The organism is Phocaeicola sp. ICN-14070, from assembly GCF_037892625.1.
Classification (GTDB): Bacteria; Bacteroidota; Bacteroidia; order Bacteroidales; family Bacteroidaceae; genus Phocaeicola; species Phocaeicola plebeius.
In genome coordinates this window covers 1-10,964 of the sequence record NZ_JBBKBF010000086.1, presented here as the reverse complement: position 1 = coordinate 10,964, position 10,964 = coordinate 1, and the positions used below count along the sequence as shown (strand labels likewise).

At 40.1% G+C, this 10,964-nt stretch carries 6 protein-coding genes and 1 pseudogene; 6 read left to right on the top strand and 1 reads right to left on the bottom strand.

Going from position 1 to position 10,964, the window contains the following annotated elements:
- Nucleotides 1-58: 58 nt before the first annotated feature.
- Nucleotides 59-1,723: a M64 family metallopeptidase gene (locus tag WKT20_RS16435; protein ID WP_340417741.1), complete on the top strand. Its 1,665-nt coding sequence runs from the start codon at nucleotides 59-61 to the stop codon at nucleotides 1,721-1,723.
- On the opposite strand, the gene recQ is transcribed toward WKT20_RS16435, so the two are convergent.
- Nucleotides 1,720-3,543, bottom strand: coding sequence for a DNA helicase RecQ (recQ, locus tag WKT20_RS16430; RefSeq protein ID WP_117702577.1), 1,824 nt, complete (start codon nucleotides 3,541-3,543; stop codon nucleotides 1,720-1,722). The genes WKT20_RS16435 and recQ overlap by 4 nt on opposite strands.
- 187 nt (nucleotides 3,544-3,730) lie before the next feature.
- On the opposite strand from recQ, the gene WKT20_RS16425 reads away from it, so the two are divergent.
- The 5 genes and pseudogenes from WKT20_RS16425 to WKT20_RS16405 form a co-directional block, all read left to right on the top strand.
- Nucleotides 3,731-5,698, top strand: coding sequence for a dipeptidyl-peptidase 3 family protein (locus tag WKT20_RS16425; protein WP_340417740.1), 1,968 nt, complete (start codon nucleotides 3,731-3,733; stop codon nucleotides 5,696-5,698).
- A 2-nt stretch (nucleotides 5,699-5,700) separates the two neighbouring features.
- Nucleotides 5,701-6,369, top strand: a complete 669-nt coding sequence (locus WKT20_RS16420; protein WP_340417739.1) for a DNA alkylation repair protein — start codon at nucleotides 5,701-5,703, stop codon at nucleotides 6,367-6,369.
- Nucleotides 6,370-6,422: 53 nt separating this feature from the next.
- The gene (locus tag WKT20_RS16415; protein WP_007561986.1) at nucleotides 6,423-6,881 is read left to right on the top strand and encodes a Fur family transcriptional regulator; all 459 of its coding nucleotides are present in this window, start codon (nucleotides 6,423-6,425) and stop codon (nucleotides 6,879-6,881) included.
- 29 nt (nucleotides 6,882-6,910) lie between these two features.
- Nucleotides 6,911-8,179: an adenylosuccinate synthase gene (locus WKT20_RS16410; RefSeq protein ID WP_007561984.1), complete on the top strand. Its 1,269-nt coding sequence runs from the start codon at nucleotides 6,911-6,913 to the stop codon at nucleotides 8,177-8,179.
- 419 nt (nucleotides 8,180-8,598) lie between these two features.
- A pseudogene (locus WKT20_RS16405) lies at nucleotides 8,599-10,964 on the top strand (SusC/RagA family TonB-linked outer membrane protein); the annotation flags it as partial.

Below are 10,964 nucleotides of genomic sequence, written 5' to 3'. Positions count from 1 at the left end.
CAGAATTTCTCAGGAGGTCTACCCGTTTGAAAACTTTTGAATGACTTAATTATACTGTATGAAAAAAACTATATTGTTTAACCTTAGTTTCGTTTTTCTGATGTTGTTAGTCTCTTGCCATAAAGAGATGGAAGTGACTTCTTTTGAAAATGTGACAGAAAGTGTAACCCTGCAGTCGGTAGTAGGGGACGAGGCTATTATTTTATTTACAAGTTTTGGCACATGGAATGTTACGACAGATGCGGTGTGGTTAAGTTTGTCTCCCTTATCGGGTGAAGCTGGGGAAGGACAAGTAAAAGTTACAGCTATTTTTGAGAACAATACAAATAAGTTACGAGAAGCAAAAGTAAAGTTAAGTTCGGGAGATGAAGTTTGCGAAATATCCGTTTTCCAAGAGATTGGTGATTATGTGCTTCCCGAAAAAGATGAGTATCTTGTGGATGTCGATGGAGGTATGTTTACTATCCGTTTCGAGACGAATGTAGAAGCGGAAAAACTGAAAGTATATACATCTTCGGAGCCAGGAAGCTGGTTGAGGCAAGAAAGCTCTTCTCGTTCAGCAACGACTGAAACACAAGAGGTGACATTGAATGCTGCTCCTAATAGGGGAGGAATGTCACGGTCGGCCTATTTACTTTTTATTAAAGAAGAAGATGGAGTGCAGAAAGAACTAGCTACGGTTAAAATATCTCAGCTAGGAGGACAAGTGCTTGAGTCAGTTGATTACTCAGAAGACGGTAAAATAGATACTTTGCAGCAGCATACTAAAGGGGATGGTATTCCAATTGTGTTGATGGGGGATGGTTTCGTGGACCAGGAATTGGCTAATGGAACTTATCGGAGCGTTATGGAAAAAACTATGGAGAATCTGTTTACTGAAGAACCCGTGAAATCTCTGAGAGAATATTTTGACGTGTATATGATTAATGCGGTATCTGAAAATAATGATTTTGGCATGGGATATAAGACAGCCTTCAGTTGTAAGCTGACAGGTGGAAATAGTACAACGATTACGGGTGATGATGCTTCTGTACAAGTGTATGTGGGAAAGGTATTAAAAGAAGAAAAAAGGAAAAACTGCTTGGCGGTAGTGGTGTTAAATACTTCTGCTTATGCGGGTACCACTTATTTCGGATATCAGGATGGAAATGGTAAGTTTATAGAGTTTTCCATTGCTTATTGTCCGGTCATTGAAAGTCTGGAGAGTGAATATTTCCGGCAAGTATTGGTACATGAAGCGATTGGACATGGTTTTGGAAAACTGGAAGATGAATATGTATATCTGGAAAAAGGAAGTGTTACTACATTGGAAATGCAGCGGATACGCATCATGCAAGCGAACGGATGGGCGCAGAATGTGGATTTTACCGCATCGGCGGATACTGTTCTTTGGGCTCCTTTTTTAACGGACTCTCATTATCAGAATGAGCATTTAGGTGTTTATGAAGGGGCTTGTACTTATTCTGAAGGAATTTATCGCCCATCCGAAGATAGTATGATGAACTCAAATACGTGTGCTTTTAATGCGCCTTCCCGTAAATCACTTTATGAAAAGGTGATGAAAATAGGAACGGCTGTAGAAGAGGTGACATACGAAGACTTTGTGGCATTTGATATAGCTCATCTTCCTGAAATGATGCCTATGGCAAATTATACACGTGTTACATCCGTTGGCTATCCATTTGCACGTCCGGTATGGGTAAGCGGGCAGCGTTTCCGTTAGTTTCTGCCTAGATATTCGTTGATGACGGCCAGAAAATCCTTTCCGTATTTCTCTTTTTTGAATTCTCCAATTCCGCTAATCTCACCAAATGCCTCAATGTTGCTGGGCTTCTTCAGGGCAAGCAGATGCAGGGTTTTGTCGGATAGTACAATGTAAGCTGGAATGGCCAGCTGGTCGGCCAGTTTTTTGCGGAGCTGACGAAGTGCTTCAAACAAGCCTTCATCTTCATCTTCAAATACGGTGGGGGTGAATAAAGGTACAGGAGAAGCTGTTTTGTTTTCTTTGGCATAGCCTTTCTTTCCATAGCCTTCTTCTCTTTTAATGACTACCAGTGGTGCGCGTTCTTTTCCGAACAATACTTTTCTTCCGGCTTCTGTAATTTTTAAATGATTGCTCTCGTTATAAGCGATTTCAAAATATCCTAAATTTAACATCTGGAGCAAGTAATCTTGCCAGTCTTTTCCAGGCACATCCCTGCCTGCTCCGTAGGTTTTCAGTTTGTCATATCCTTTTTCCATGATTTCCTGACTGGCATATCCTTTCAGGATGTCAATTAAAGTGCGGGTACCGATTTGTTGGTCGGCACGGGCAATGGCACTTAATGCTTTTTGCACAATGATGGTACCATCGAAGCGTTCAGGAGGGTTCTTGCATACATCGCAGTTTCCACAGTCATGATCCATGGTTTCTCCGAAATAGTTTAGAAGAATTCTCCGTCGGCAAATGTCGGATTCTGCGTATTGTTGCATGCGGTTCAACTTTTCCAGGTTGATTCCTTGCTGGTTACTTTCTGCCGCAAACCTTGATAACAGAATAATGTCGCCAAAAGAGTAAAAGAGAAGGGTTTCGCTAGGAAGTCCGTCGCGTCCTGCTCGGCCGATTTCCTGATAAAAATTTTCTATACTCTTAGGCAGGTTATAATGGATGACCCATCGGACATTAGACTTGTCAATTCCCATACCGAATGCAATGGTCGCGCAGATAATCTGCACACGATCATTAATGAAATCATCTTGTGTAATTTCCCGCTGTTCGTTTGACATTCCTGCATGATAAGCTGCGACATCGAATCCTTCCTTCTCAAGTAATTGAGCCACTTTTTCAGTTCCATTTCGGCTCATGCAATAGATAATTCCACTTTCATTACGGTGTCTGCGCAGGAATTTGACAATGGCTTTGATTTTTTCCTTCTGTTGATATCCTCTTTTTACTTCCAGACTTAAATTGGGACGGTCAAAAGAAGAAATAAAGATTTCAGGGTTGCGCATTTCCAGTTGCCGTATAATATCCTCTCGAGTAATCTTGTCGGCGGTTGCAGTCAGGGCTACTACTGGGACATTGGGAAAATATTGTCGTATAGCTTTCAGTTGTGTATATTCAGGACGGAAGTCATGTCCCCAATGAGAAATACAATGGGCTTCGTCAATGGCAAACAGGGATATATTGATGTCGCGTAACAGATAATTCATTTCCGACATCAGTCTTTCGGGAGATATATACAGTAGTTTTACCCTTCCTTGTAGGCATTCAAAGTAAAGCTGGGCGTTGGTGGCGTCGTCATTTGTGCTATTTAATGCACGAGCTACGATACCATTAGCCTGTAGAGATTCCACTTGGTCTTTCATGAGAGAAATTAATGGGGAAACGACAACGGTGGTTCCCTCCATCAAAATAGCCGGTAGCTGATAACACATGGATTTTCCTCCTCCTGTCGGCATCAGTACTAATGCATCTTTCTTTTGAAGAATTGTAGAAATGATTTTTTCCTGTAGTGGACGAAAAGAAGTATACCCAAAATAAGATTTGAGTGTTTTCAGCATTTGTTCTCTCATGTTTTTAAATTTTGTGCACAAAGATATATAAAAAAATAAAAAGTTGCCGTTTTATCGTATTCTTGTGCGAATATAAGGTTTTTTGATAAAGTTTTCAGGGTTATTGTTGCGAAATCAAAAAACTTCTACGATTTTTGTATAATTATGTTCTAATGACGTTTAAAAATGAATTAAGATGAGTACATCAGAAAGTTTTAATTATATAGTGGAACAGTTTGCCGATTTGCAACTGTTGCGTTATCGTGTGGATGGTTTTGAAAAGTTATCTTTAAAACAGAAAAAGTTGATTTATTTCCTTTCACAGGCAGCATTGGAAGGAAGAGATATTCTTTTTGACCAAAACGGAAAGTATAATTTGCAGATTCGAAAATTGCTGGAAGCGGTTTATGTATCCTATTCAGGTGACCGTAATAGTTCGGATTTTCAAGGGCTGGAAGTTTATTTGAAGCGCGTTTGGTTCTCTAGTGGCATATATCATCATTATGCATGTGATAAGTTTGTGCCTGCTTTTTCACCGGAGTTTTTGCGTGAGTGCATAGCACAAGTAGATGTGGCTGGTCTTCCACTGAAGGATGGTGAATCAGTTCAGGATATGTGTGACAAATTGCTTCCTGTAATCTTTGATCCTAAAGTTATGCCCAAACGTGTGAATCAGGCAGATGGAGAGGACCTGGTGATAACTTCTGCAGCCAATTACTATGAAGGGGTAACTCAGGATGAGGCTGAGAAGTTTTACATGATTCAGAAATTGGCAAGTGGTCCACATCCTGTTATGTATGGAATGAACAGTCGTCTGGTGCAAAAGGACGGAGTCATACAAGAAGAAGTCTGGAAGGTGGATGGCATGTATGGAGAAGCGATTGAAAAGATTATTTATTGGCTGGAAAAAGCCAAGTCAGTGGCTGAAAATGAAGCTCAGTGTGAAGTAATCCGTTTGTTGATTGATTTTTACCGTACGGGTGATTTGAAAACATTTGACACTTACTCCATTGCCTGGTTGAAAGATACGGAGTCTAAAGTTGATTTTGTCAATGGCTTTATTGAAAGTTATGGTGACCCGTTAGGAATGAAAGCAAGTTGGGAATCAATTGTGAACTTTAAAGATGAAGAAGCTACTCACCGAACGGAAGTTATCAGTCAGCATGCGCAATGGTTTGAAGATCACTCTCCAGTATCTCTTGCATTTAAAAAGGGAGTAGTACGTGGCGTTTCAGCCAAAGTTATTACAGCTGCCATGTTAGGGGGAGATTTGTATCCGAGTTCGGCGATAGGAATTAATTTGCCCAATTCAAACTGGATTCGCAGTCTGCATGGGTCAAAATCTGTGACTATCGGGAATCTTACAGATGCTTACAATAAGGCTGCAAAAGGAAATGGTTTCCGTGAAGAATTTGTGTACAGCCAGGAAGAAAAAGATTTGCTGGAAAAATATGCTGACATTACGGGTGACCTTCATACGGACTTGCATGAGTGTGTAGGACATGGATCAGGAAAACTGCTTCCAGGAGTTGATCCGGATGCCTTGAAAGCGTATGGCTCTACGATAGAAGAGGCACGAGCAGATTTGTTTGGCTTGTATTATTTGCCTGATGAAAAGCTGGTGGAACTGGGATTAACTCCTGATGAGGAAGCTTACAAGGCTGAATATTATGCTTATATGATGAACGGACTTCTTACGCAGATGGTACGCATAGAACCGGGCTGTGATTTGGAAGAAGCTCACATGCGTAACCGCCAGTTGATTGCTCGCTGGGTTTTGGAAAATGGCAAATCAATGAATATTGTGGAACTGGTGAAGAAAGATGGAAAAACTTATGTGAAAATAAATGATTATCTTCAGCTTCGCGGACTTTTTGCCGTGTTGTTGAGTGAGATTCAACGTATAAAGAGTGAGGGAGACTATGAAGCTGCACGTGCTCTTGTCGAAAAGTATGCAGTGAAACTGGATGCAGAACTTCATGAGGAAATCTTGAGCCGTTACCGTTCACTCCATCTGGCTCCTTACAAGGGATTTGTCAATCCGGTATATTGTCTTCAATATGATACCGAGGGACGGATTGTGGATGTAAAACTTGATTATACAGAAGGCTATACAGAACAGATGCTTCGTTATGGTCGTGATTATTCTAATTTGACTATTTGATTATGGCAGAAATACAGGATACAATCAGGGAAATAAAGTCGAAATTCCGCTTGTTTATGAATGGAATGGTTTCCCAAAGTATGCGTGAAAAAGGTATTGATTATAAACTGAACTTTGGTATTGAATATCCCCGTATTAAAGAAATAGCGGCAGATTATCCGTGTAATCATGAGCTGGCACAGGCTTTGTGGAAAGAGAACATCCGCGAATGCAAGATTATGGCCGGATTACTTCAGCCTGTCGAGGGTTTTTGTCGGGAAATCGCTGAAATATGGATAGAAGACATGCGTTATCCTGAATTGGCAGAATATACGGTAATGAATTTGTTCCAACGTTTGCCATACGCTTCGGAAGTGGTTTTTCCATGGATAGCCGATGAACGGGAATATTTTCAATTGTGCGGATATCTGTTGATGACTCGTTTGCTAATGAAGGGATGGACGCTGAATGAAAGAGCAGAAGCTGAATTCCTGGATCAGGCTTTTACCGTACTGGAAGGAGGAACTGAAATGCGTCAAGTAGCGGCTAAGGCTATATGTAAGTTTGCTTTACAGTCGAAGTCAAATTCTCGTACCGTACTTCGTATGTTAGGGAATTTATTGAAATCTTCTAAGCCGGAAATCAAAATGGTGGCAGAAGAAATAAAAAATGAGATAGAATATGGCTTGTAATCTTTCTAAATTACTCAAAAAAATATAACTTTGACCGCTGAACGATTATTGGGATGGAAGAGAATATAAAAGATACAGTCAAACAAATCCTTACAGAGTATTTGCAGAAGAACGGGCATCGGAAGACGCCTGAACGGTATGCTATACTTGATACTATCTATTCCATTAAAGGACATTTTGATGTTGATGAGTTGTACAGCTATATGGCGGAGAAGGAAAAGTTCCGGGTCAGCCGGGCTACTCTGTACAATACCATTATTCTGCTTATCGATGCAGGACTGGTCATCAAGCATCAGTTTGGCAACACTTCCCAGTATGAACGATCATATAATAATGAAACCCACCATCACATGATTTGTACCTGTTGTGGAAAGGTGTCGGAGTTTGAAGACGACAACTTAAAGCAGGCTATTGCACAGACAAAATTGAAGGGATTTTATGCTTCACATTATTCTCTTTATATTTATGGTTTGTGTAGTAAATGTATGGCGGCTAAGCGGAAAAAGAAGTAGTATAAGGAATATATAAAACATAAAGAATCATGAAAGTAGATGTTTTGTTAGGTTTACAGTGGGGCGACGAAGGAAAAGGTAAAGTAGTCGATGTGTTGACTCCCCGTTACGATGTGGTTGCTCGTTTTCAAGGAGGCCCGAATGCCGGACATACTCTTGAATTTGAAGGTCAGAAATATGTGCTTCGTTCTATCCCTTCTGGAATATTCCAGGGTGATAAAGTGAACATCATTGGTAATGGAGTGGTACTTGATCCTTCTTTGTTTAAGGCTGAGGCTGAAGCGTTGGAAGCAAGCGGACATCCGTTGAAAGAACGTTTGCACATCTCTAAGAAAGCTCATCTGATTCTTCCTACTCATCGTATTTTGGATGCAGCATACGAAGCAGCCAAGGGAGATTCGAAAGTAGGAACCACCGGAAAAGGTATTGGTCCGACTTATACGGACAAGGTGAGCCGTAATGGATTGCGTGTAGGCGATATTCTGCATAACTTTGAAGAAAAATATGCAGCTGCCAAAGCTCGTCATGAGGCTATTCTGAAGAGCCTTAATTATGAATATGACATTACTGAACTGGAAAAGCAATGGATGGAAGGTATCGAATATCTCCGTCAGTTCCATTTGGTAGACAGCGAGCATGAAATCAATCGTTTGCTGAATGAAGGTAAGTCAGTACTTTGCGAAGGTGCTCAGGGAACTATGCTTGATGTGGATTTCGGTTCTTATCCTTTTGTGACTTCATCTAACACTATTTGCGCGGGTGCTTGCACAGGATTGGGATTAGGCCCTAACAAGATTGGTGAAGTGTACGGTATTATGAAAGCATATTGCACACGTGTAGGTTCAGGTCCGTTCCCTACAGAACTTTTTGATGAAACAGGCAAGACTATTCGTGATTTAGGTCATGAGTATGGAGCGGTAACAGGACGTGAACGCCGTTGTGGATGGGTTGACTTGGTTGCTTTGCGTTATGCGATTATGGTTAATGGAGTAACTCAGTTGATTCTGATGAAGAGCGACGTGCTGGATGGATTTGATACAATCAAGGCTTGTGTAGCATACAAGGTAAACGGAGAAGAAATCGACTATTTCCCGTATGATATTACAGAAGGGGTGGAACCTGTATATGCTGAACTTCCAGGTTGGAAAACAGATATGACGAAGATGACGAGTGAAGATGAATTCCCGGAAGAATTCAATGCATATATTACATTCCTGGAAGAACAATTGGGTACTCCGATAAAGATTGTGTCTGTAGGTCCTGACCGTGCACAGACAATTGAACGTTATATCGACTAATTTTTTGTTGACATAATATTTTGAAAGCCGTCCCTTTGGGGCGGCTTTTTTTATTTTCATTCTGTTAAATTCTGATTTGACAATTCTTTCATGTTATCCTTATTGAATTAATCATTCTGTTTGTTCTTTTTATATATCGAATTCTGTATTATTTGAATTTATTTGTTGTGTTTTTCTTACGGTTTTCCTTTTATTTCTGATTGAATATTTCATATTTCTTTAATTTTATGAATTTTAAATGAATTGATATTCGATTATGCTGTATCTTTTTGGTTTTAGATTCTATTTTTCAATAATATTTTGTTGTTTATTTGAAGAAATATATATCTTTGCGATGTTGTTAATAGGTTTTAATATGTATTTATGAAGTATTATCAACTGAATGAGATTATTTTTATGTTTAATCAAAGGAGGGATTTATGAAAAGAAAACTAACATTGATGCTGGCCCTGCTGTTTGTATGGACGGGTGTAGCATGGTCGCAAGGAGTAACTGTAAAAGGTGTGGTAACTTCCGAAGAAGACGGATTGCCCATTGTCGGGGCTTCAGTATTGGTAAAGGGGACTACCCAGGGAACCATTACAGATGTGGATGGTAATTTTATGATTTCAGGGGTGAAAGCTGACAGTAAGACCTTGATTGTTTCATTTGTGGGAATGAAAAGCAAGGAGGTGGCGATAAAAAACACGCCTATGCATGTGGTTCTGAAAAGTGATGCAGAGGTATTGGACGAAGTTGTAGTTACGGCATTGGGTATGAAGCGTAGTGAGAAAACCTTAGGATATGCAGCGACTACAATGAAGTCGGAAGATATAGATGCGGGTAAATCTGGTTCTGTGATGGGAGGTTTAAGTGGAAAAGTAGCAGGTGTGCAAATTTCATCTGCAGGAAACACGGGTACTTCTCAGAAAGTGTTGATTCGTGGTATATCTTCATTGAATAATAACTCCCCGTTGTACATTGTAGATGGAGTACCTATTGATAACTCAACTTTCCGTGGAAGTCCTACAGACGACAGCTCTACTACAGACTTTGGTAATGCTGCCAATGACATTAATTCAGAAGATGTAGAATCTGTAACCATTTTGAAGGGAGCTTCTGCTACGGCATTGTACGGCTCTCGTGCAGCGAATGGAGTAGTTATGATTACAACGAAAAAAGCTGGGGTAGAAAAGTTAACCGTGACATACGATGGCTCTTTTACAGCTTCAAAAGTATTGCGTGTAATGCAGACTCAGGATTTGTTTGGACAAGGATGGGGAAGCTGGAATAGAAGTGAAAACGGTTCGTGGGGACCTCGCTTGGATGGTACCATACATGAATGGGGATCAGACCAGTTGGAAACTCCCATGACAAAACCATTCTCTTACGTAGAACATAATTTGAGAAACTTTTATCAGACAGGTTTTGAAAAGAATAATAACGTAAGCATCCGTTATGGTAATGATAAAGTGGGAGTGGTAGCTTCATACGGAAATCTGTCCTCAAATGGTATCTTGCCTAATAATGGTGACCAATTCTCCAGAAATACATTTTCATTACGTGGCTATATGAATATCAATAAGTTCTCATTGGATATGACCATGAACTATGTACGTAAGGATATCAGTCGTAGTAATGATATGTATATGGAACTGTTGCAGCATGCTGTAGATGTGGATTATAGTCAGATGAAGGATTATAACGATGAGCGTTATAATTTGGATAACTATTATACCTTCTATGCAACCAACCCATATTATATGATTGACAATTATAGAAGTAACTATCAGGATGACCGTGTGTATGGTCGTGTTGAAATGAGCTATGAAATCATGAAAGGCTTGAAGGCGACAGGACGTTTGGGGGGTGACTTCTCTAACAACCGTACAAACTCACAGGAGCCTAAAACTACTTTCTCTAATGGCTCTTACAGTCAGCTTGGTGGAGCTACGGAGTCATTAGGCTATTATTCTGAATATCGTTATAACCGTAGTCAGTTAGATGCTACTGCTTTATTGAACGCTGACTATAGAGTGAGTGATTTTTCAATTAATGCAGTAGCCGGATGGAACTTGAACCAGCGTTCGTATGGATATAGTGGAGGATATGTAGATGGTTTGGCTGTTGCTGACTGGTATAGCTTGTACAATACATCTTCTTCGGCTGTTTCTGTGACATATAAAGAATTGCGCCGTCTGATTGGTGCGTTTGCACAAGCTGAATTGGGATATAAAGACATGATGTTTTTGAATTTGTCAGGGCGTAATGACTGGTCTTCTACTCTTCCGGCTGGAAATAACAGCTTTTTCTATGGAGGTGCCAATGTTTCATTCTTGATTACGGAAATGTTGCCTTCTTTAAAAGAACATCAGGTAGATTTCTTGAAAGTGCGTGCAGCTCTTGGACAAACAGGTAATGATGCAAATGTGTATAAGACTACGTCTTGGTATCAGATTGCTAATTTTAAGGATATTAATGGCTATTATACTTCTATGCCTATCGGAGGTGTGATGGGTATGACTTCGAATAATACTTTGCCGAGTAGCAGCCTGAAACCGGAGATGACAACTGAATATGAATTTGGACTTTCTGGAAGTTTTTTTGGAAACCGGTTAACAGTGGATGCTTCTTACTATAATCGTATGACAAAAGATTAGATTATTTCTGCTTCATTGGCTCCGGAAACAGCCTATTCGTATGAAACGAAAAATATTGGTAAGATTCAGAATCAGGGTGTGGAATTAATGGTGAACTTGACACCGGTACGTACTAAGGACTGGACATGGGATTTAGGCTTTACATT

Coding starts and splice junctions, on each gene's coding strand:
- WKT20_RS16415 (WP_007561986.1), top strand. CDS start 6,423: ATGGAAGAGAATATAAAAGATACAGTCAAACAAATCCTTACAGAGTAT.
- WKT20_RS16435 (WP_340417741.1), top strand. CDS start 59: ATGAAAAAAACTATATTGTTTAACCTTAGTTTCGTTTTTCTGATGTTG.
- WKT20_RS16410 (WP_007561984.1), top strand. CDS start 6,911: ATGAAAGTAGATGTTTTGTTAGGTTTACAGTGGGGCGACGAAGGAAAA.
- WKT20_RS16420 (WP_340417739.1), top strand. CDS start 5,701: ATGGCAGAAATACAGGATACAATCAGGGAAATAAAGTCGAAATTCCGC.
- recQ (WP_117702577.1), bottom strand. CDS start 3,543: ATGCTGAAAACACTCAAATCTTATTTTGGGTATACTTCTTTTCGTCCA.
- WKT20_RS16425 (WP_340417740.1), top strand. CDS start 3,731: ATGAGTACATCAGAAAGTTTTAATTATATAGTGGAACAGTTTGCCGAT.